This is a genomic window from Allobosea sp. 2KB_26 (assembly GCF_052115715.1).
Classification (GTDB): Bacteria; Pseudomonadota; Alphaproteobacteria; order Rhizobiales; family Beijerinckiaceae; genus Allobosea.
This window is the reverse complement of sequence record NZ_JBFRHE010000001.1, coordinates 1,125,004-1,145,381: the sequence shown is the minus strand read 5'-3', so window position 1 is coordinate 1,145,381 and position 20,378 is coordinate 1,125,004. Positions and strand designations below refer to the sequence as shown.

The following is a 20,378-nucleotide window of genomic DNA, read 5'->3' as shown; positions in this document are numbered from 1 at the left end:
ATTGGGCCGGAATGCGGTTGTGCCCCGAACTCTCAGGCCCGGGCGCGCATGCTCATGTGAGGCTTGACGCGATTTGCGATGAAATTCCGCAACTCGGTGACGCGCCGCTCGCTGTCCAGAACCTCTTCATCCAGGCCATGAGCCCAGGCGAGGTCATGCCGCGTCGGCTCGGCATCAAGCGCGTAGAGATCGGCAAGCCAGCTTTCCGCGGCCGCTTCGTCCTTGCGGAAGCCTTCCGCGATCAGGGTCGGCACCATGCGCCCGAGGATCGAGGCGACCTGACCGAGCGGGAACTCGGGATGATACTGCACGCCCCAGAAGGTGCCGCCGTCATGGCGGATCTCGGCTGCATGCACGGCGCTGTAGGCATTCGAGGCGAGGACCGTCGTATCCGCCGGGGGCAGGGCGATGGTGTCGAGATGGATCGCGGGCGCATCGAAGCTGAGCGGACGGCCAGCGAGCAGCGGATGCGAGCGCCCGGCCTCGGTCAGGGTGATCTTGCGGGCGACGCCGATCTCGCGGCCCCTGGGGTTGGCGACGACGGTGCCGCCGGCGGCGACCGCGCCCATCTGGATGCCCCAGCAGGAGCCGAAACTGGGCGTGCCGCTGGCGTAGATCGCCCGCATCAGCTCGATCTGGCGCGTGACCGACGGTTCGAGGTTGTAGATGTGCAGGGCGGAGCCGGTGAGGAAGATGCCGTCATAGGATGCAAGCCCGGCGCCGTCCGGCAGGTTCGCGCCGGTATCGGCCGGCAGGCAGATATCCGTGATGCTCTCGGGCGCGATCGAGCGCACGACATCGGCATAGGCTTCGCCCGGCTGCGTGCCGTAGCCGGCAGCATGGCTCTCGCGCTGTTCCCGTGTGTTGCCATCGACGACGAGCAGGCGCAGCGGTCTCGAAACATGCAGCATGGTGGCAAACGCCTCTCAGGAGGGATGCGTCGGGCGACGGGCAGCCTTGCGCCTCATCTCATAGGATGCGACGGGGACACAAGGCTATTGAAGCGCATTCCGCCCCCGCACAGGCCGCAACCTTGTCCCCAGCCACCTCCCTGCCGCAGCGTGTCTGGGGCAACGCCTATCTGCTCCTGATCCTCACCACCTTGATGTGGGGCGGCAATGCCGTGGCCAGCCGGCTTGCCGTTGGTCAGATCTCGCCGATGGCGCTGACCTCGCTGCGCTGGGTTTTCGTCTGCGCAATCCTGCCATTGCTGCTGCGGCGCGAACTGAAGCACTATGCGCCGGTCCTGCTGGCGCATCGCTGGCGGATCATCATGCTCGGCGCGCTTGGCTTCACGGCCTTCAACGCGCTGATGTATCTTGCGGCCTATTCGACGACCGCGATCAATATCGGGATTTTGCAGGGCTCGATCCCGGTCTATGTGCTGATCGGAGCCTTCATCGCCTATCGCACGCCGATCGGCTGGATGCAGGCGATCGGCGTCGCGGTCACCATGCTCGGCGTCGTGGTGACGGCGAGCCGCGGAGATTTCGGGACGCTCGCGAATTTCAGTTTCGCGCCGGGCGATGTCTGGATGATCATCGGCTGCCTCTTCTATGCCGGCTACACAGTCGGGATCCGCTCGCGTCCGGCGGTGCCGGGCCTGGTCTTCTTCACGGCGATGGCGATCGTCGCCGGCATCGTCTCGCTGCCGCTGCTCGGGCTCGAGATCTGGAACGGCAGCGTCATCTGGCCGACCCTCCAGGGCTGGGCGATCCTGGCCTTTGTCGTGATCGGGCCGTCGCTGCTCTCGCAGCTCTTCTTCCTGCGCGCGGTCGAGTTGATCGGACCCGGCCGGGCCGGCGTCTTCGTCAATCTGGTGCCGGTCTTCGCGCCGATGCTCGCCGTGCTGATCCTGGGCGAGCATCTCGCGCTCTATCACGGGCTGGCGCTGGCGCTGGTGCTCGGCGGCATCTGGATCGCCGAACATCGCGCCTCCAGGGCGTGAAGCCTTAGATCATCGGACCGGATATCATATTATCCAGTCCGATGATCTAACCTCCTGTATTTGCATCGGCTTTCCCGAAAACCGCACTCCACTTTTCGGGCCGATGCTTTAGTTCAGGCTCTCGACAGCGAGCTTCGCAACGGCTGCATGCGCTGCTTCGCGCGCCGTGGCATCGGCCTGCGCGCCGGCAAGGTAGATCGCGATCGCGAAGCGCCGCCCGTCGGGCAGGGCGACGATCCCGATATCGTTGGTGGCGCTGTTGATGCCGTCGAGCGTGTCGCCGGTGCCGGTCTTATGGGCGAAGGTCGCGCCAGCGGGGAGGCCGGCCCTGACCCGCTGGGCGCCGGTCGGTGATTTCAAGAGAATGTCGGTCAGCAGCCGGTCATGCGCCGGCTCGCGTAGCCAGTTGCCCTTGGCGAGGCCTTCGAGAAAGGCGATCGAGGCTTCGGGCGTGGCAGAATCCCGTGCTTCGCCTTTGATATAGCTCTCCAGCGCCGCGCGCCGTTTCTCCTTCGGCATGGCCGCGATCGCGGCCTCAAAAGCTTCGTCGTCAATGACCTCGTCCCAGGCGAAGGCCGGCAGGCCGGCGATCTCGGGCTGGAACTCGCGCTCATAACGGTCGACCGAAATTCCGGCGATGCCGCCCTCGTTCAGCATCGTCGTGACGACCTTCGGCCCGCCGATCCGCTTCATCAGCACGTCGGCGGCGCTGTTGTCGCTTGCCCCGGTCGAGCGGGTGAGAAGATCCGTGACCGTGTAGCCCTGCTCCTCGCCCTTGAAGCTCTTCTTCAGCGGGCTCCAGTAGAGGGCGAGCTCGTTGCGCCTCACGCGGATCTCCTGGTCGAGCCTGAGCTTGCCGGCCTCGACCGCCTGGAGCACCGCGATCGCAAGCGGCAGCTTGAACACGCTCTGCATCGGGAAGCGCTCCTGCCCGCGATGCGACCAGCTCTTGCGGTCCTTCAGGTCGATCAGCGCGACGCCGAGGCGGCCCCTGGCCTCCCGTTCGATGGTCTGGATGCCGCCGTCGAGTTTTGCCCTGTCCCAGTCGGCGAGCGCCGGCGTGGCAACGAGGCAGGCGAGGGCGAGAGCGGCGAATCGCGACATGAAAAATCCCCTGTGGCGGGGCCACAGGGGATCTGGATTGCGGCGCCGTTTGGGCGCGATGCCGGCGGCCTCAGAACTTCAGCCGGCGCGCCCGCTTCACCATCGGGATCTCGTGGATCTTGTCGAGCAATTCGTCCGAGATTGCCTCGTCGACGGCGACGTAGCAGATGGCATCCCCGCCCGGTTTGTCGCGGCCGAGGCTGAAGGTCGCGACATTGACGCCGGCCGCGCCGAGCAGCGAGCCGAACTGGCCGATGAAGCCCGGCTTGTCGGCATTGCGGACATAGAGCATGTGCGGCGCGAACTCGGCATCGACCTGGATGTCGCGGATCTCGACGATGCGCGGCTTGCCGTCCTGGAACACCGTGCCGGAGGCATGGCGCGGCATGTCCTCGGCATCGACGACGATGCGGATGACGCTTTCGAGATTGCCGGCGACCTCGCGTGTCATCTCCTCGACGACGATGCCCTTCTCCTTGGCGATCATCGCGGCGTTGACCATGTTGATCTCGGGCAGGAAGGGGCGCAGCACGCCGGTGATCGCGGCCGCGGAGATCGCTTTCAGGTTGAGCTGTGCGACTGCGCCCTCATACTCGATGCGGATGCCCTTGACGGCGGCCTCGGTGAGCTGCCCCAGGAAGGAACCGAGCTTTTCGGCCAGCGCCACGAAGGGCTTGATCCGCGGCGCTTCCTCGGCGGAGATCGACGGGAAGTTGACCGCATTGGTGATCGCGCCCTTGAGCAGGTAGTCCGACATCTGCTCGGCGACCTGCAGGGCGACATTCTCCTGCGCCTCGTTGGTCGAGGCACCGAGATGCGGCGTGCAGACGACGTTTTCCAGGCCGAAGAGCGGGTTCGTCTCGGCCGGCTCCTGCGAAAACACGTCGAAGGCGGCGCCTGCGACATGGCCGGACTTGATCAGTGCGGCGAGTGCTGCCTCGTCGACCAGGCCGCCGCGCGCGCAGTTGATGATGCGCACGCCCTTCTTGGTCTTGGCGAGATTCTCGGCCGAGAGGATGTTCTTCGTCTTCTCGGTCATGGGCACATGCAGGGTGATGAAATCCGCGCGCTTCAGCAGGTCGTCGAGCTCGACCTTTTCGACGCCGAGCTGCACCGCCCGTTCCGGCGAGAGATAGGGGTCGAAGGCGATGACGCGCATCTTCAGGCCGATGCCGCGCTCGGCGACGATCGAGCCGATATTGCCGCAGCCGATCAGGCCGAGCGTCTTGGCGGTGATCTCGACGCCCATGAAGCGGTTCTTTTCCCACTTGCCGGCCTGGGTCGAGAGATCGGCGGAGGGGATCTGCCGGGCGAGTGCGAACATCATGGCGATGGCGTGCTCGGCGGTGGTGATCGAATTGCCGAAAGGCGTGTTCATCACGATGATGCCACGCGCCGTCGCCGCCGGGATCTCGACATTGTCGACGCCGATGCCGGCGCGGCCGATGACCTTGAGGTTTTTCGCCTGCTCCAGGAGCTTGGCGGTGGCCTTGGTCGCCGAGCGGATGGCGAGGCCGTCATACTCGCCGATGATCGCGGCGAGCTTGTCCTTGTCCTTGCCGAGGCTCGGATCGAAGGTCACGTCGATGCCGCGATCCTTGAAGATCTGCACGGCGGCGGGAGAAAGGGCGTCCGAAATCAGGACTTTGGGGGCGGTCGTTTTGGGCGCGGTCATGGGGAATACCTCGGTTGCCCGCGCTGAGAGCGGGCTAAAATGGAGAAGGTCGCCATGGCCGCCCTTGCGGCGACCATCCACGTCTTCGCGCGGGGCGCGCAGGCCCTCGCCTGGGCAAAGCGGCCGGCTCGGCCTCAAAGCCATCGTCCCGCACGCCATCGGCGTTGCAAGGCGTGGATGGTCGGGACAAGCCCGACCATGATCTCGAGGTCGGCGCGGCGGCGCTTACGCCGCCCTCTTCAACCCGGCCTTGGCCTCGTTGAAGGCATAGGTGATCCAGGGCAACAGCGCCTTGAGATCGCGGCTCTGCACGGTCGCGCCGCACCAGATCCGCAGCCCGGGAGGGGCGTCGCGATAATGCCCGAGATCGAAGCCCGCGCCCGCCTTCTCGATGATCGACACCACCTGCTTGGCAAAGGCCGCCTGCGCGTCGGCCGGCAGCGCCGTCACCGCCGGGTCGGTGAACTTCAGGCAGACGCTCGTGTTCGAGCGCGTCTTCGGCTTCACCGCGAGGAAATCGATCCAATCGTTCTCGCGCACGAATTTGGCGAGCACGCGGGCATTGCCGTCGGCGCGCTTCACCAGTCCGTCCAGCCCGCCGACCTTCTTCGCCCAGTGCAGCGCATCGAGATAATCCTCGACCGCGAGCATGGAGGGCGTGTTGATCGTCTCGCCGACAAAGATGCCCTCGGAGAGCTTGCCGCCGGAGGTCATGCGGAAAACCTTCGGCAGCGGCCAGGCCGGCTTGTAGGTCAGGAGGCGTTCGACCGCGCGCGGCGAGAGCACGATCATGCCATGGGCCGCTTCGCCGCCCAGAACCTTCTGCCAGGAGAAGGTCGTGACATCGAGCTTTTGCCAGTCGAGGCGCTGGGCGAAGGCAGCCGAGGTCGCGTCGCAGATCGTCAGGCCTTCGCGGTCATCGGCGATCCAGCTCGCGTCGACGACGCGCACGCCGGAGGTCGTGCCGTTCCAGGTGAAGACGACGTCGCGGTTTTTCGTGTCGACCTTCTTCAGGTTCGGCAGCTCGCCATAGGGCGCCGTGAAGGTGCGGACATCGCTGAGCTTGAGCTGCTTGGCGACATCGGTCACCCATCCCTCGCCAAAGCTCTCCCAGGCGAGCATGTCCACGCCGCGCGCCCCGAGCAGCGACCACATCGCCATCTCGACGGCGCCGGTATCGGAGGCGGGCACGATGCCGATGCGATAATCGGCCGGCACCTGCAGGATCTCACGCGTCAGGTCGATCGCAAGCTTGAGCTTGTCCTTGCCGATCTTGGCACGGTGCGAGCGGCCGAGCGCTGCGTCTGACAGGGCTTTGAGGGACCAGCCGGGGCGCTTGGCGCAGGGGCCGGACGAGAAATGCGGCACGCGCGGACGCGTGGCCGGAACAGTATTCGCCATCGATGTCTCCATCCTTACAGATGGGCGCGCCGCGTTGGGGCGGCGTGTCCCGTCGATGGGGGTAGGGGATCAGGGCGGGGGGAGTCAAGCGGCGGCCTTAATTGTAGCGCGAACTTTCAAATGGCATCGCGCGAACAATCAAATGGCAACAGGTTGTGAATCGGCGTTGTCGCCGTTGGCCTGACGCTACCTGCTGACATCACGACAACCAGCGACCCTGTGGAGAGCGGGGACCAGCTCGGCCCGACTCGTGAATGACGTCGCGGAATGCTATTACCCTTAGTCAACGGTCCGCGACTCACGAACCGAAAATCAGAAGCAGGGAGGATTGGTCCAACGTGAAGGTTCAGCCATGCAACTGCGCAAGCCACTGAAGTCAGACCCGTTGCCGTCCGAGAGGACTCGCCCTTCTCCCTTCCCCAACTTTCCGCCTCAATCAGTTATTGATGACTTTCGGGCTTGGGTGATCGAAACCGGCAGACCCGATCTCTGGCTGCACCACGATCCGTCGTCTCCACCTCGGGACGCCGAATTCGACGAAGTACTTCGCTTTGTAATTCCTGAAAGCAAGCGCGCGGATGTCGGGCGCGCGACGTGTCCGATCTGCTCTCCCCTTGCTCCCAAATACTACGAAGGCTCTCTGGCTTGGTTTCGTGGGGAAGGCGTTCTGCGTGCCATCGGCCATGAGTGCGCAAAGAGCCATTTCGGCGAGGCAGCCGTAGCAAGATCCAAGTTTGAAGGACAAAGGCGACGCGCAGAGGACTATCTGCTCGCCACACTTCCACTTGCTGGCAACCTGAAAATGCGTGCGCGAGCACTGAAGCCCGTCGCCGCTGCGATGGACAGTCTGCGGAGCGTCCTTCTCCGGGCTGGCTCGAAATCGGCTTGGACACGAATCGCCAAACTCGGAGCCGGAGGCTCGCTGCCGATCGAGAAGCTGGAAGAGATACATATCGTAGATGGTTTCGGCAAAGCATCGAGCAGAATGGAGGCGAGAACCGTCAATCGTGTGCCTGTCGATGGATTGAGCTTCATAATTGAGCGTTTTCTCACGGCAGCGGAGGCTCACAATGCGGTTGCCGCGGCGGAGTTGATCAACACATGCACTGCCGAAGAGGCTCTCGATCTGGTGATCCAGCTATCACCAAGAATGGACGATCTCCTCGACGCGGAGCGTCTTTTGAGGTCGGCACTTGCGGCGGTGGAACAGTTGGAGCGTAAGGTGGCGGACGCCCGCGCATTCTTGTCGCCCGCCAACTTGCAGCGCCTCTCCGATTGGACTTTGGACTTGCGTGTAGACGCAGGTCTGGTGGTCTCGTTTTCGATGCAAACACCATTTCAGTTCAAGGTTCGCTCCCCGCCTCGGGAATGGCGCACTCTGCCAGTGCCGCCCGAACTGAGGCCGGCCAGGTAGCAGCAAACACGTCAACCGCCACCCGAGCCGATAGCCGCAGCCAGACGGCAAACTCCGTTCCCGGGCGCTCGGGGTTTGCTACCTGAGAAGAAGTGCCGCGAATGTAGCGAACAGTGACGAAGGCGAGCGCGCAGAGCATACCTAGAACAGCGCCTCCCATTCTGGCTGGATGGTGCCCGTTTATGCTTTGGGATGCACAAACCCACGCTCACGTCGGGCATCTGACCATTCCGCCAACCGCCGCCCTCTCCGGGCGGCCTGTTCCATTTTCCGGTCTCTCAACAGCGGAACTGTCTCCCCAACCTCTTTGTTCGCCCCAAGACGATATCGCTGACGAATTGCAACAGCTAGTTCCCAAGCGGCTAAGCCAAGGCGTTTAGCTTCCCCCTCCGAATGCCAATAGTCATTGGACTCCCACGCATATCGATCACAATTGGCCTGCGCTTCTTCGATCTTTGCCGGGAAGCCCAGGACCCCAAAAGCAAACTCGGTATCGAAAGCGCGCCAGTTGATGTCCAACGGCAAGGCGTCGAGCTTGGGCAAATCTCCTGCATCGTCAATTCGCCCGCGTTCTTGTTCGAATTCGCGATCAGAAAGATGCGCTTCTGACTGCAAAACATAGCGCTCCAGCGCCACCACGGCTCGAACCGCAGCATAGACGGCATCGCTTTGTTTCTTGGTGCGCTCGGTATAGGCGTCGACACCCCATTTCAGCAGCTGGTTGGTGACCCCAGCGGCAACCCCACCCAAGCCCGCAACCTTCAAGATCGTGTCGAGCGTCAACTCAATCGCCATCGAACTTCACCTTCACGGTCCGCGTAATCACCACCTCCCGCACCGGTTTGGTGTGTCCGCCACCCCCCGCCTGGTAGCTCAGCTCGACTGTGTCGATCGTCGCCCACGCGAACAGCTCGCGCACCTCGGGCACGTCGTTCAATGACAAGATGAAGCGGCCTTGAATGCGCTGTAAAGCGGCGCTGAGCAGTTCGAACTGCTCCCTGCCGAATAGTCCACGGCCATAATAGTGCTCGGTCCCCCAGTAAGGCGGATCGAGATAGAACAGCGCGCCCGGCCTGTCCCAGCGTTCGATGAAGGCTTGCCAGCCCAGGCACTCTATCCAGACGCCGCTAAGACGCTCGTGGACGGCCTCCAGCATGGGAGCCAAGCGGTTCACGTCGAAGCGCGCGGGCCCCTTTGTATCGATGCCGAAACTGCGGCTGGCGACCTTCCCGCCGAAGCTGAGGCGCTGGAGATAGAGGAAGCGGGCTGCGCGACGCAGGTCTGTCAGCGTATCGGGGTCCTGGTCGACCAAGAGCTGGAACTCGGCCCGGCTGGTGAGCTGCCATTTCAGTACGTCCATGAACGCCTGATAGTGGTGCTGGAGGATGCGGAAGAACGTCGCGATATCGCGCGAAGCGTCGTTGATAACCTCAACCTTCGGGCGGCTCGGCCTGCGCAGGAAGACGCCGCCCATGCCGACGAAGGGCTCCGCATATATAGAGTGCTCGACGGCACCAATGCGCCCGATGATGGTGCGAGCGAGCTGCTTCTTGCCGCCGACATAGCCGGCCACCGGATTAACCGGATTGACGGATTCCATTTGTGTCGAAGTCCTGAATCGTCACCTGTGCGGCGCGGCCTCGCGGCCGCCGTGGCAGGCGATGTAAACTTGACTCGTCGGGCGGCTTGCTCTGCCAAGGTTGGGCCGCCGGAGCCCTTGGGCTCCCCTGTCACGTCACGTTCTCAGTCGTCTCCCTTCTTGGCGGACGAGCCGTCCTCCTTCGCTGCGATGTTGACGGTGGTGATGAAGCCCGAGGCCTCGAAGACGTGCTCGACGGAGTCCGAACGCCAGGTGCCGGCGATCTCCTTCCGGAAGCTCTGCCCCGCGATCACATCGGCCTCGGCCCGGGCTTCGGGCCGGCCATAGAGCTTGAAATAACCGTCGCCGGACTGCCGCGTCAGGCGGCGAGCCTCAGCCATCGCGGCCTTCTCGGCCTGCTCCTTTGTTGGATAGGGCGAACGCAGCACCGTCTCCGGACCTTCCAGCCCGGTTTTTGCCTCGGCCGTCTGGCGCTTGCCCGTCTTCTGGTCGATCCAGGCCGCTTTGACGGTCGCGTATTCGGTACGGCCGTCCGGCGTCACTTCCCAGTCGGCACAATCCCGTTTCTCGATCGCGATGGCAGGCAGCAACAGCCCGGAAACGGATTTGCCTGCGCCACGGCGGGAGATGACGAGCTTGTCACCCATAGGCTTCACAACCGCATCGAATTCGTCGCCCAGCGTGGTCAGGAAGTCGATTTCGCTGACATCGACCCGAGCCCGGAAATCGAGCTTGATCGACGCCAGATCGGGATCGATCGCCACGGTCATGCCGTTGCGCTGAGCAATTGTCTCCGCGATCTCCTTGACCGTCTTGTTCGCGAAGCTTTCCCGCCCCTTGCCCTTAAGTTTGCGCTTCAGGTCGGCCGCGCTCGCCTGGATCGTCAGCGTCTCGCCGGTATTGGCATCGCCCTTGAAGGCGACGGGTTGCATCTCGAAAGTGCCCTTCGGTACCAGCCCCGTTTCCTTGAAGCCGAGCTTGACCAGGATCGTGGCTTTCGGCGGCGGCGCGATGATCGCGTTCTGCGCGTCGTCGAGCTCGAAGGTGACCTTGTCGGATTTCTGGCCCGCCTCATCCGTCAGCGTCGCCTTGATCAGCCGGCCGTAGAAGCCGGCCGCCACCTCCTTCCCGTTCACCTCGATCGAAATCAGCGGGGTGAAGCCAAGTGCGTTGGGCTGGGAGAGTGCGAATGCCATTGCTCAGCTCCAGAGCACGACGGTTTCGCGCAGGCGCGGCTGGGGCGCCTGCGGCTCCGGGAGCTCGACGAAGGTGCCGACCGGAAGCACCGCGCCAAGGTCCGCAATGCCGGGGTTTAGGGCGAGCACGGCTTCGACGACGCCCGGATCCAAACGGTCTAAGGCCTGCCAGACGACGAGATCGAGCGTCATGCCATCCTTGCGGACCTGGACGCGCATCAGAGCAGCCCTCCGAAGGCGAGGTCTCCGCCGAAGGGTGCAAGCTTCACGTCGAATTCGACCTTGGCGCCGATGCCCGAGCGACGAATGACCGAATGCATCGCGCCGACTTCCAGGATGACGACCGTGCCGAAGACGGAGGCCCCGCCGCCGGCGGCTGCACCGAGTAACTCCACAGGCAGCCCGGCGCGCTGTGTCGCCTTCAGAGCGAGGTATTCTGGATGCCCGCCCCATTCGTCGTTGAAATACAGTCCCTCGACGGTGAACTCGTCTTCGTCACGGCCGGTGTTCTGGCGGGCCGGGCCGACGCCGAAGCGGTTGATCGTCGGCCATTTCATCTTGGTCCGCTCCTGGATCTTCTGGAGCGAGAGCGGAAGGCTCGCGAAGATATGCGGGCCAATGGCGAGAATCGGGACGCCTGACATCACTCGACCCCATCGTGTAGAGAGCCGCTGAGCGTCTGGCGGCCGCCGCCGGCGAGCGCGCCCTTGACCTGCCCGGCTACGCGCTGCGCGGCGGCGACCGCGCGAGGACCGCCCGCGATGATGCCGGCTTCGAGTGACGCCATCATCGTCGTGCCGGCCCCGGTCAGGTCCGCGCCAGAGAACGCGCCTGTGATGCCATCACGGATGCCACTGGCCGCGCTGGTCGCCGATGCGCCGCCCGAACGCAGGCCCGAGGCCAGACTTTCGGCGATGGTGATGCCGGCGCCGCCGAGATCGACATCGCCGGCGCCGATCAGGCTCTGGGCCCAATCCTTCACCGACAGGCCAAACGAGCGGGAACCGCTGCCGGCGCCACGGGGCTGCGCCGAGACCGGCGCTCCACCGGGGCCGAAGCCAAATCGGCCGGCGGCGGTCAGGTTGGGCGCCACTTTGCGACGCAACTGCTCGTCGGCCTGGTTGCGGCGGCGCTCCAGCGGCTCGGCATCGGCACCGAAGCCCCGGCGGTCGGCCGGGTTCGTCGCCGTCCGCTGCAGCTCGGCGAGGGTCGAAAGCCTGCTCTCGAGCTGCAGGACGCGCTCGCGCAAGGCCATGACCTCGCCGCGATCGGCCTGTCCGCGCTCGGCCTGGTCGGCCGGCCGGCGCGGATCCGTACTCGAAGCCCGGCCGTCCAAGGGGCTGGTCGGGATCTCCTTCAGCTGCTTCCGCAGATTGTCGAGGCGCCGGGTCTTCTTTCGGTCGCCGCGTCCATCCGGCGTCAGTTTCAACTCGGTTTCAAGCGTCTCGATCTGGCGTTCCAGCTGGCGGCGCAGCAGCTGGGCCCGCTCGGACAAGGCGGTGGGCCCATCTGCCCCCTCCATGCGTGAAGAGGTCGCCTCGAAATCGCGCTTCGACGAGGTCGCATTGGCCCCGCGCCGCACCCGTGCAGCCAGGTGACGGTCATTGGCGAGCTTCTCGCGTTCCTCAGGCGTCAGCGGCTGATTGTTTGAGACCTTGCCTTCCAGCTCCTCCGCCTGCTTCCGGTCGGCCGCCCGCTTGTCCAGGGCGTCCATGCCAGCGATGATTTTCTCGATGCCCTCATTGATCCCCGGCAGGGCCCAGCGTCCGAGACGATCGCCGACCTCCGACGCGAGAGCCGAGAGCCGCTTCAGGTGCTTGTCGGTGGTCGCGAGCTCGATGTTGAGGCTGTTCTGCGCCGAACCGACATGCTTGGCCGGAGAGCGAACTATATCGAGATTCTTGCGGATCTCGGGCAACGCCTGGCCGGCGCGGGCGATCTCGTCCCACCATTCCTTGCCGAAGATCTTGATCGCGGCCTTCGCCTTGTCTGCGTGCTTTTCCAGTCGCTCCAGCACGTCGATCATGGTGGCGGTTGCATTCGTCTTCATCCCCTTCTCGACGCCCTTGGGCGTCAATCCGAGCATTTTCAGGCCGTCTTCCACCCGCGCGGGCTGTTCAGTCGCCGTGCGCAGGTTTGATGAAAGGGCGTTGAAGCCGCGCGCGGCGACCTCGGGCGCGATTGCGACGTTGTTCATCGCGGTGAGGAAGGCGAGCGAGGTATCGAATTCGACGCCGGCGGCCTTGGCGGCCGCGCCTGCGCGCTGGAACATCTCGACGACGTCCATTTCCTTCGCCGCACCGGCGTCGGAGAGTGCGTTGACCTTGTCGACGAACAGCTCAAGCTGTTCATTGCCCCAGCCTGTCGCCGCACGGATTTTTGACAGCGCGTTGCCGGCCTTGTCCGCCGAGACGTCCCAGGCGGTCGCCGCGGCCAGGTTGATGCGCACGAACCCTGGCATGTCCTTCAGTGCGACGCCGCCGGCGCCGGCCTCGGCGACCAATGCGGCGACTTCCTCACGGGCGCGACCGTAGGCGATCGCCCATTTCGAGACGGACTGCTCCATGGTCGCCAGGGCGGCGGGGTCATCCATCCCGTCGACCTTCTTCTTCACCTCGGCCATGGCCTTTTCGAAGGAGATCGACTGGCCGACCGTCGCACGTGCCGCCATGCGGGCGCCCTGGACGCCGAGATAGCCGCCAACCATGGCGCGGGTGCCGGCAAAGAGCGACGTACCGCCGCCCTCGCTCTCGGCCTTTCGCCGCGCCGCACGAGCCTGCGCCTGCGTGCGGGCTGCCGCTTTTCCCTCCGCAGTGCCGAGCTGGGCGATCTCCGCGCGGGCCCGGGCAGTGCGACGTGCGAGATGATCCATGTCCCGCGAGAGCTTTGCGGCGCCGGAATTCGTGCCGAGCGCGGTGGATGCCGCCTTGGCCTCCTTCATGCCGCGTGTAGCGGCCTTCGAACTGGTCGAGAGGTTCAGGAAATCGCGGGTGATGCGCTGGCCGGCGCGGGCGCTGTCGAGGCCCTTTGCAGCGCCTTTGACGCCCTGAAGATCGCGCTTCGCCTGCGCCGCGCCGCCCTTGGTGTTGGCGACCAGGTCCAGGACCATTTTGACGCGCATGCTCACGGGGCTGGTTTCCTATGTGCCGGCGAGCACGGCGACCTCGCCGTGCCAGAACAGGATCTTGGTCAACGGCCAGTCCAGGACGACGGACAGCGGCGTATCGGTGCCGCGCGCGACCTCGATGGCGATCAGCGGAATCGAACCGAGCGGCGAGCGCTCGATCAGCCGGCGGCGTCCGTCTCCATCTCCGCCTCGATGGCGAGAATGGCGCGGGGCAAGAAAGGGCGGCAGGCCGCGGCCACCCGCTCCGCATCATCTGCCCAGAGTGCGCCGAAGACGGCCGGGTGGTGTCCGCAGATACGAGCGCGCAGCCGCAGGGGGAGCGTCGCCTCGTTGTCGTCCTCCATCAGCAGCTCGGCCACATCGTTGCCGGTCGGACGCCGGATGGTGATCGCCGCCACCTTCTTGCCATCGACGATCATTTCGTGATCGAGGGGCACCGTGTTCGACCACGCCGATGGATCGGCCGGCGCGACGTGTGGCGCTGGACCGAAGCTCACCGTCAGCCTGCCATTGGCGAGATCTGCGGCGGTGTTTGCGGCGGGGTCGATCCAGAAGTGCGGGGGCTCGCGCGGTACGCCGAGCTGGTCTGGCGAGCCCGGCGGCGGGCGGATGGGATCGAAATCAGGATCATGCGGCGTTGCCATGATGTCAGCCGTTGAGGCCGATCATGGTCGCGATCGCGCTCTGCTGGCCCTCCTGATCCGTCCAGCCGCCGAGTTCGATGTTGAAGCGGGCGATCTCCGAGGTGCCGATCGTCAGCACATATTTCGAAATCGACTTGATGGCATAGTTGGTGCCCATCACCGACGAGCCGTTATGTTCGTCTATCTCGGCCCCCAGGCGGCCATAGGCTGTTGCGGTCACCTGGATCAGCCGCTCGCTCTCGACCGAGGCGTACTCGTTCACCAGCGCGCCGAAGCCGGTGAACTTCCGCCTGATGCCGAACGGCGTCGAAAACAGCTTCAGCAGCTCCGGCTGCAATCCCTTGGTCTTAAGCGCGATCTCGACAGCCTCGCGGTTGAGCGGGATCTCGATCGCGCCATTGCTGGCGGCCGGGACAAAGCTCTCCATGTTCTCGCTCATGTTGGGGAGCTTGGAGCTCTCCGTCGCGAGATGGGTGTTGAGCGGCGTTCCGGCGGCGTCCTCGACGTACCAATTCATGCCGCGGACGACGAGCAGGGAGAGTTTCGACATGAACGGGCCTCCGGTCGCGAGCCTGCGTCAGCGGGCGGTGATGTTGCTGGAAATGTTGATGATGCCGTCCGCCAGGGTCGCGTAATATTCGAGGTTGCGGTGCGCGCCGAACTGCAGATCCTCGAGCGGCGCCGCCGGTTCGCGGTCGTAATCGATGCGCAGGATGCCGCCACCGAGGGCGCCGTTGGTGTTCAGGCTGCGATCGAACCAAGGCCTGAAGCCGAGGACGCCACCTTTGCCGACGAGCTCATCGCCGAAATCGTCGAGCGTCTGCAGAATTGCCTGTGTGAGCGGCACCGACTGGTTGCGGTCGATCGCCCAGTAAAAGGCCCGCATGACGGTATCGTCGATCATGTCCTGCGTGCGCACGACATTCACGAACGTGTCGAGCGGGTCGGCGGCGCAGGTGCGGTTGCCCCACAGGATTGAGCCACCGCGCAAGGTCGCGATGCGGATCTTGTTGAGGTAGTTCGCCTCGCTGTCCGGCTCGCCGTCGAAATACGGAATGGGGCGCGATGGCCCCTGGGTGCCGCCCATGCTCTGGTTCGACGGGCTTTCGTAGGGGCCGCCGATTTCCTTGTCGCGCTTGACGAACAAGCCCGCGACACGACCGGAGGCTGGCTCGATGACGGTGGTGGTTCGAAACACCTTCACGGAAGGGTGGAAGAGATAGGCGCGCGGATCGTCCGCGAAGTCCGATCGATAGAGCTCGGCCGCCTCCTTCGACGCATCGGGCGTGTTGAGGATCTTGATCGCGCGGAGGCGATTGCAGATGCCTTCGAGCTCGGCCGCCACCGGGTTCTTGGCGTTCGAGATGCGCTGGCTATCGTAGCCCGGCACGAAGATGAGTTTTGCGGGCTTTGAAGCCTCCTTGAAGGCATGGACGCCGGAGTTATTGGCACCGCTGCCGACGATGTTGGCGATCGTCTGCTCCAGCTTCGTCTGGGGCACTTCCGAGGTGCCCTCGGCAACGCGGATCACCTGAAGCTCAGCCACAATGCCCTGGTCGTCGATCGCGTCGAAGATCGCGTCGACATTGCCACCGGTGCCAGCTGCGGCGCGCGCCACAGTATCGTTGGTGAAGACGGTGACCGGCGTGTCGAGTGGGAAGACGTCGGGATCCGCAGCAGGCGCGATCATGACAGTGCCAAGTGTCGAGTAGTCCTGCACCTCGACGGGGCGCTGCGTCTGGCCAACCTTGAAGACGCGCGTGCCGTGGAAGAATTCGGTGGTGGCCATTTGCTGCTCCGGATCCGGCGCTTGACATCGCTGAGGTTGGAGCCGACGCTACGGATGAGACCAACGCAAAAGGCCCCGGACGCGCGTCCGGGGCCTTTGTCGTTGGCGGCAAAGAGTGGCCGCGATTTACGTCGGCGCAGCCGCAAACGCTGCATCGACCCCGGCCTGGTCGGTGATCGTGCCGGCCTCGATCGCCGCAATCAACTGCCCTTCGATCGCGAAGACCCCGCGGACATGCGCGCGCGCGGCCGTAGCCAGCGCCGGAAAATCGGCGTTGGAGACAGGCCGGAAGGCGCCATCGGCAAATTTCCACGGATCGCCATCGATCCGGACGCCGAGCGTGATCGCCTGCAGCTCCGAGAGGTACTTGCCCTGGCTCCGATCATCCGTGTGGATAGGCCAACCATTCCAGACGGTGCCGGCCTGTTCCGCCCGCCAACGCCGGTCGGCCGCATAGGCCGTCAAGCTAAGCGGCGGAAGCTCGGGAGGCGCGACCACGGGCGGCTCGATGATCACGAACGCGCCGCCGCTGCGAGTGATCAACTCGACAAGAGGGTGCGCCGTTGGGGCCGGTTCGCCAATAGTTTGGGCGTGGGCGGTGCGCGCGTCCTGGAAGGCCGTGACGGCGCTCGCCAGGTCGAAGCCTAGGGCATCGATCACCGCGCGGTGGATCTCGATCGACATGTCAGGCTCCTGCGAAAATCACGACGTTGCGCACCAGCGAGGGCTGAACGTTCTGGCTGTTGCCGGCGCCCGCGCTCCCGGTGTTCGAATTATAGGTCGAGCCGTCGCCCTGAAGGGCGTAATAGGTCTGCGGGTTGCTCGTCACGGGGACCTGCCCGACGGGGAGGATGCCCTTGGCGTGGGCGTGGGACTGCATCCGCTCGTCACCGCCGGCGGCGCCGAGCCGTGAGGAATTAAACCCGGCATTGGCCAAAGTGAGCCGCCCGGCTGCCGTCCCGCCCATGTTGCCGCGTCCAACGCCTGCCCGGTCGCGCCAATCCGCAACGCCGAATGTCGTGGTCCCGTTGCCGTTCCCGTTGGGGAATATGGCGCCACCCGAATTGAGAATCGCCGTGGTCGGAAGCGACAGCGTGATGTTGTAGGTGGTCCCCGAGGCGAGAACGACGTTTGCGATCGTCGTGCCAGCCTGGATGCCGGCGCACTCGACCGGCATTCCGATCTGAATTTCGCTCCCAAGATCCGTGTTGGCGACTGTTACGGCCACCACCGACGCGCCGCTCGCGCCGGCGAAGTTCCCCGCGATAACGGTGGCAAGCATCAAGCTCGCATAGGTCGTCCGGCTCAGGTTCTGACCGTTTGCCCAAACGCAAAGCGGAGGGAGTGACGTGAACGAGCCCCAGATTTCCTCGCCAATGACATAGGGGCGGACGCCCAGCACCGAACGGGCGGCCGCGAGGTCAGACGCGGTCAGGAAACCGTCGATCGCCGAGGCGATGCCCAGATTCTGCCGAGCCTGGAGCGTTTGCGCCGCCGTCAGTCCCTGCGCTGCGTCGACCCGAAGCCGCAGCCCCAAGGCCGTCATCATGGTGGCGGCATGGTTCGGATCATTGCCGATGGCGGCGGCGAATTCGACCAGCGTATCGAGTGCCGTGCCGACGCCACCCTTCAGGGCGTCGATATAAGCCTGAACGACAGCATCGAGGCCGGAGATTTGCGCGACGGGCAGTGATCCGGTGGCATTGGCGAGGGAACGATAGAAGGCCGGGGTCTGACCGCCGAAAAGAAGTGAATTCGCCGCGGTGCCGCCGCCGATGATTTCGGCAAGCTGGTCTGCCAATGCGGCGATCTGCGCGGTCAGTGTCTCAAGCTGCGGCCCGACATTGACCTGGATCAGGTCGAGCGCAGCCTGTGTACCGTCGGCGATCAGCGCCTCAAACGTCGCTTCAAGCAGCTCGCGCGCGGCGAGACGCTGCGAGAGCGAAGCCATGACGTCGTTCCAGAGGTCAGGCGTCAGTTTGTCCCTGCCGCTGATGGCATAGTCGTTACCGGGATGTGGCGGCATCGATCACGTCCTCGCCTTCCCGCTCGACGATCTCGTTGAGCGCAGCGCCGGTCAGCACACAGGCGTTCCGGGGCAAGAGCTTCAGCCCGCCATAGCGAACGACGCGCGCCAGGCGCACGTCATATTCGGCGTCCGGCTGGTATTTCGGCTTCTTGGATGCGGTGGCCATGGCGCCCTCAGATCGCGATGATGTTGCTGTTGTTGATGAAGGGCACCGTGACGACGTTCGACGTCGTCATCTCCGGCGCCATCCGCGCATTCGTGGTCGAAGGCACCGTGAAGGTGGATTCGATGAAGCGTCGCTTCGGATCAGCGGCATCGACCGTCACCGTCGTGGCGGCCGCCGTGTAGCTGGTCGCCCCGACGATGATCTTTGGCGTGAAGGTGTGGATCGCCGGATCGAAGGAATCGACCAGGTATTGCGTCATGATCGACGTGGTCGAGAGACCGAAGGCGATGGGATCGCTGACAGCCTTCATCTCGCTGCGATTGCGCCCGGTCACGCATTTCAGCTTGTTGTCGAGCACGACCATGGGGGCGAGGTCGGCGGTCCCGATCATCACCAGGCGCAGGCCGCAAAGCGCGGGCAGGCCGGCGAGCGGATGGCCGCCACCCGGATAATCGTCCTCGATCGTGTACCATGTGGTCTGGCCTGTCGGCCGATATTCCCATTCCAGCGCGGTCGCGCCGGGCTGCCACGACTTCATGACCATCTCGATATTGGTCATGCCGCCCGTGAGCGTGATCGGATCGAATTCCAGCACGGTGCGGGGCTGGCGGAAGCGGGCGGCGTTGATCTTGAATGCGAAGTCGCTGGTCAGATCGCCTTGGGCAAAAACACCGTCCGTACAGGCGAAGCGGGTTCCGCCGGTGAACTTGTTCCCGGTGGTCGCGTAGAGCGCATGGTTGCCGGTCGTGACGCTGACCCAGGCATAGCGTTTGCCGGCATCGAGCAGCGTGAAATCGATCTCGAACTTGTTCCAGCCGGTCGTCAGCTGGTCCCGTGTCTTTGTCGCGCTGGCGATAACGGCGGTGAAGATCGGCGCCGCGCTCGGCCCGGTCTCGACCAGCAGCACGAAGACATCGCCGGTGGCGCCGACACGTTCGAAATCAAGCTCGATCGAGGTCGCGACCATGGGCTGCGAACACAGGAAGCTCTGCGCATAGATTGAACCGTTGAGACCGACTTCCTCGCTCTCATAGGTCCAATAGGTCTCGCTCCACTGCTCGGTGATGACGCGGCGGAGATGCCGATATTTGTCCTCACCGGAGTAGTGAACCATGCCGTTCGAGCCCTCCAGGAGGAAGGTCTCGCCGTTCAGGGTGAAGATCTGCCCGATCTGCACGCCGGCCAGCATTGTCGCCCAATACTGACTGTTGGTGCAGACGAGCTCGGATGTGCCCAGCACGACCCGGCTGCGGGCGACCTCCTGCTTCACAGCGGTGACGACAGTGTGCGTGAGCTGCGAGATGTTGACGGAGCTGTCGCGGCCGATGTTCGAGATGCGCTCGACCTCGTCAAAGGCCGGGATCATCCGGCGATTGCGGATTGCGATCGACGGATCGTCCTCATTCGCTAGGGCAAGCTGCGCGATCTGCTGGGAGGCGTAGGGGAAATGGATGCCTTCTTTGACGCGAGCGAGCCAGCCGGCGTGCTGCGGGTCCCAAAGGTCATAGGTCAGGCCCGGATCGAACCGCGACGCGCGCGCCTCTTCGGGCAGCACCACCTGCTGATTGAGCTGGCCGAGATTGCGCTGAATCTGCCGCATCAGCGCCGGGCGCGGAATGTCGGACAGCCTTGCCGCGATATTGCTGATATCGGTCTCGATCGAGGCGGTGCGCTCGAACAGGCTCGACAGATCGACCTCGACCGTGGCGAGGCGCTTTTCGACTTCGTAGAGGGTTTTCACCCTGGCGGTTTCGCCGGGCTCGATCGAGAAGATGCCGGTCGATTTCAGCAGCACCCAAGCGATCACCGCATCGGTCTGCGCGATCGCCGGACGCAACGCCGGCGCCGGCGAGGCAGCGCCCTGCTGGACCGTGAAGGAGACGACGCGCTCCAGCAGCTTCGGCGCGGTCTGCTCGACCGGCTGGGAGGTTTCGACATCGGCCGAGGTTTCGAAGATCCTCTGAGCCGTGCGTTCCTTCTCGGTACCGCGCAGGATCAGCGCAACCCAGCGCTGGTCTGAAGCGGCTACAGGGATGTGGATCTGCAGGTTGAGATCGGTATCGGCGGAGGAAGCGAAAACCTTCTCAGCCGTGTGATAGCGACCCGCGCTGATGCGGACGATCTGCGCCGAGACCTGGCTGACGGTGAAGGCCGCCCAATGAGCGGGATATCCGATCGCGTCCCGGATCAGCTGGTCGACGGCCGCCATCTGCGTCGCGCCGATCTCCGTCAGATCAGTAGCCTCGACCACCTCGGCATCGTTGAAGAGCACGCGCTGTGTCATG

19 protein-coding genes are annotated in these 20,378 nt (G+C 64.6%); 2 read left to right on the top strand and 17 right to left on the bottom strand.

The features are described 5' to 3' along the window. Positions 1-32 precede the first annotated feature (32 nt). Entirely contained in the window at positions 33-911 is an 879-nt protein-coding gene (locus tag AB4099_RS05625; protein ID WP_441477332.1) for a type 1 glutamine amidotransferase, read from the bottom strand. Between the two features lie 122 nt (positions 912-1,033). On the opposite strand from AB4099_RS05625, the gene AB4099_RS05620 reads away from it, so the two are divergent. Further along, entirely contained in the window at positions 1,034-1,948 is a 915-nt protein-coding gene (locus AB4099_RS05620) for a DMT family transporter (protein ID WP_441477331.1), read from the top strand. Between the two features lie 108 nt (positions 1,949-2,056). Here AB4099_RS05620 and bla read toward each other — a convergent pair whose 3' ends face one another. The 3 genes from bla to AB4099_RS05605 all read right to left on the bottom strand — a co-directional run bounded on the left by bla (position 2,057) and on the right by AB4099_RS05605 (position 6,128). Then, positions 2,057-3,052, bottom strand: a complete 996-nt coding sequence (bla, locus tag AB4099_RS05615) for a class A beta-lactamase (protein ID WP_441477330.1) — start codon at positions 3,050-3,052, stop codon at positions 2,057-2,059. A gap of 70 nt (positions 3,053-3,122) precedes the next feature. After that, complete coding sequence (gene serA / locus AB4099_RS05610) at positions 3,123-4,727, bottom strand: phosphoglycerate dehydrogenase (protein ID WP_113517107.1); 1,605 nt, start codon at positions 4,725-4,727, stop codon at positions 3,123-3,125. 225 nt (positions 4,728-4,952) lie between these two features. Continuing rightward, positions 4,953-6,128, bottom strand: coding sequence for a phosphoserine transaminase (locus tag AB4099_RS05605; RefSeq protein ID WP_441477329.1), 1,176 nt, complete (start codon positions 6,126-6,128; stop codon positions 4,953-4,955). A 352-nt stretch (positions 6,129-6,480) separates the two neighbouring features. Between AB4099_RS05605 and AB4099_RS05600 the strand changes: the two genes are divergently transcribed. Next, positions 6,481-7,542 carry a hypothetical protein gene (locus tag AB4099_RS05600; RefSeq protein WP_441477328.1) on the top strand — a complete coding sequence of 354 codons (1,062 nt, stop codon included), beginning with the start codon at positions 6,481-6,483 and terminating at the stop codon, positions 7,540-7,542. A 180-nt stretch (positions 7,543-7,722) separates the two neighbouring features. Here the strand turns inward: AB4099_RS05600 and AB4099_RS05595 are convergent, their stop codons facing one another. From AB4099_RS05595 to AB4099_RS05535, 13 genes are all read right to left on the bottom strand, one after another. Next, positions 7,723-8,337, bottom strand: a complete 615-nt coding sequence (locus AB4099_RS05595; protein WP_441477327.1) for a hypothetical protein — start codon at positions 8,335-8,337, stop codon at positions 7,723-7,725. Further along, a complete protein-coding gene (locus AB4099_RS05590) occupies positions 8,327-9,142 on the bottom strand; it encodes a DNA adenine methylase (RefSeq protein WP_441477326.1) in 816 nt (271 codons plus the stop codon). The genes AB4099_RS05595 and AB4099_RS05590 overlap by 11 nt, the downstream gene beginning before the upstream one ends. A gap of 143 nt (positions 9,143-9,285) precedes the next feature. After that, positions 9,286-10,338, bottom strand: a complete 1,053-nt coding sequence (locus AB4099_RS05585) for a phage late control D family protein (protein ID WP_441477325.1) — start codon at positions 10,336-10,338, stop codon at positions 9,286-9,288. A 3-nt stretch (positions 10,339-10,341) separates the two neighbouring features. After that, the gene (locus AB4099_RS05580) at positions 10,342-10,557 is read right to left on the bottom strand and encodes a tail protein X (protein ID WP_441477324.1); all 216 of its coding nucleotides are present in this window, start codon (positions 10,555-10,557) and stop codon (positions 10,342-10,344) included. Continuing rightward, positions 10,557-10,982, bottom strand: coding sequence for a phage tail protein (locus AB4099_RS05575; protein WP_441477323.1), 426 nt, complete (start codon positions 10,980-10,982; stop codon positions 10,557-10,559). The genes AB4099_RS05580 and AB4099_RS05575 overlap by 1 nt, the downstream gene beginning before the upstream one ends. Further along, positions 10,982-13,459: a phage tail tape measure protein gene (locus tag AB4099_RS05570; protein ID WP_441477675.1), complete on the bottom strand. Its 2,478-nt coding sequence runs from the start codon at positions 13,457-13,459 to the stop codon at positions 10,982-10,984. The genes AB4099_RS05575 and AB4099_RS05570 overlap by 1 nt, the downstream gene beginning before the upstream one ends. Before the next feature lie 164 nt (positions 13,460-13,623). Next, entirely contained in the window at positions 13,624-14,109 is a 486-nt protein-coding gene (locus AB4099_RS05565) for a phage tail assembly protein (RefSeq protein ID WP_441477322.1), read from the bottom strand. Positions 14,110-14,113: 4 nt separating this feature from the next. Next, the gene (locus AB4099_RS05560; RefSeq protein WP_441477321.1) at positions 14,114-14,659 is read right to left on the bottom strand and encodes a phage major tail tube protein; all 546 of its coding nucleotides are present in this window, start codon (positions 14,657-14,659) and stop codon (positions 14,114-14,116) included. A gap of 27 nt (positions 14,660-14,686) precedes the next feature. Then, on the bottom strand, positions 14,687-15,898 hold the full coding sequence (locus tag AB4099_RS05555; protein ID WP_441477320.1) for a phage tail sheath C-terminal domain-containing protein: 1,212 nt from the start codon (positions 15,896-15,898) through the stop codon (positions 14,687-14,689). Between the two features lie 126 nt (positions 15,899-16,024). Further along, positions 16,025-16,582, bottom strand: a complete 558-nt coding sequence (locus AB4099_RS05550; RefSeq protein ID WP_441477319.1) for a DUF4376 domain-containing protein — start codon at positions 16,580-16,582, stop codon at positions 16,025-16,027. Between the two features lies 1 nt (position 16,583). Further along, positions 16,584-17,924: a hypothetical protein gene (locus AB4099_RS05545; protein ID WP_441477318.1), complete on the bottom strand. Its 1,341-nt coding sequence runs from the start codon at positions 17,922-17,924 to the stop codon at positions 16,584-16,586. After that, positions 17,905-18,093, bottom strand: coding sequence for a hypothetical protein (locus AB4099_RS05540; protein WP_441477317.1), 189 nt, complete (start codon positions 18,091-18,093; stop codon positions 17,905-17,907). Before AB4099_RS05540 ends, AB4099_RS05545 begins: the two co-directional genes overlap by 20 nt. Positions 18,094-18,100: 7 nt before the next feature. Beyond that, a complete protein-coding gene (locus AB4099_RS05535) occupies positions 18,101-20,377 on the bottom strand; it encodes a hypothetical protein (RefSeq protein WP_441477316.1) in 2,277 nt (758 codons plus the stop codon). Position 20,378: the final 1 nt, after the last annotated feature.

Bases quoted from the DNA above. Each gene is read 5' to 3' on its own strand.
- AB4099_RS05540 (WP_441477317.1), bottom strand. From the start codon at position 18,093: ATGGCCACCGCATCCAAGAAGCCGAAATACCAGCCGGACGCCGAATAT.
- AB4099_RS05590 (WP_441477326.1), bottom strand. From the start codon at position 9,142: ATGGAATCCGTCAATCCGGTTAATCCGGTGGCCGGCTATGTCGGCGGC.
- AB4099_RS05550 (WP_441477319.1), bottom strand. From the start codon at position 16,582: ATGTCGATCGAGATCCACCGCGCGGTGATCGATGCCCTAGGCTTCGAC.
- AB4099_RS05585 (WP_441477325.1), bottom strand. From the start codon at position 10,338: ATGGCATTCGCACTCTCCCAGCCCAACGCACTTGGCTTCACCCCGCTG.
- AB4099_RS05555 (WP_441477320.1), bottom strand. From the start codon at position 15,898: ATGGCCACCACCGAATTCTTCCACGGCACGCGCGTCTTCAAGGTTGGC.
- AB4099_RS05580 (WP_441477324.1), bottom strand. From the start codon at position 10,557: ATGCGCGTCCAGGTCCGCAAGGATGGCATGACGCTCGATCTCGTCGTC.
- AB4099_RS05560 (WP_441477321.1), bottom strand. From the start codon at position 14,659: ATGTCGAAACTCTCCCTGCTCGTCGTCCGCGGCATGAATTGGTACGTC.
- AB4099_RS05605 (WP_441477329.1), bottom strand. From the start codon at position 6,128: ATGGCGAATACTGTTCCGGCCACGCGTCCGCGCGTGCCGCATTTCTCG.
- AB4099_RS05625 (WP_441477332.1), bottom strand. From the start codon at position 911: ATGCTGCATGTTTCGAGACCGCTGCGCCTGCTCGTCGTCGATGGCAAC.
- AB4099_RS05545 (WP_441477318.1), bottom strand. From the start codon at position 17,924: ATGCCGCCACATCCCGGTAACGACTATGCCATCAGCGGCAGGGACAAA.
- AB4099_RS05570 (WP_441477675.1), bottom strand. From the start codon at position 13,459: ATGCGCGTCAAAATGGTCCTGGACCTGGTCGCCAACACCAAGGGCGGC.
- serA (WP_113517107.1), bottom strand. From the start codon at position 4,727: ATGACCGCGCCCAAAACGACCGCCCCCAAAGTCCTGATTTCGGACGCC.
- bla (WP_441477330.1), bottom strand. From the start codon at position 3,052: ATGTCGCGATTCGCCGCTCTCGCCCTCGCCTGCCTCGTTGCCACGCCG.
- AB4099_RS05535 (WP_441477316.1), bottom strand. From the start codon at position 20,377: ATGACACAGCGCGTGCTCTTCAACGATGCCGAGGTGGTCGAGGCTACT.
- AB4099_RS05575 (WP_441477323.1), bottom strand. From the start codon at position 10,982: ATGTCAGGCGTCCCGATTCTCGCCATTGGCCCGCATATCTTCGCGAGC.
- AB4099_RS05595 (WP_441477327.1), bottom strand. From the start codon at position 8,337: ATGGCGATTGAGTTGACGCTCGACACGATCTTGAAGGTTGCGGGCTTG.
- AB4099_RS05600 (WP_441477328.1), top strand. From the start codon at position 6,481: ATGCAACTGCGCAAGCCACTGAAGTCAGACCCGTTGCCGTCCGAGAGG.
- AB4099_RS05565 (WP_441477322.1), bottom strand. From the start codon at position 14,109: ATGGCAACGCCGCATGATCCTGATTTCGATCCCATCCGCCCGCCGCCG.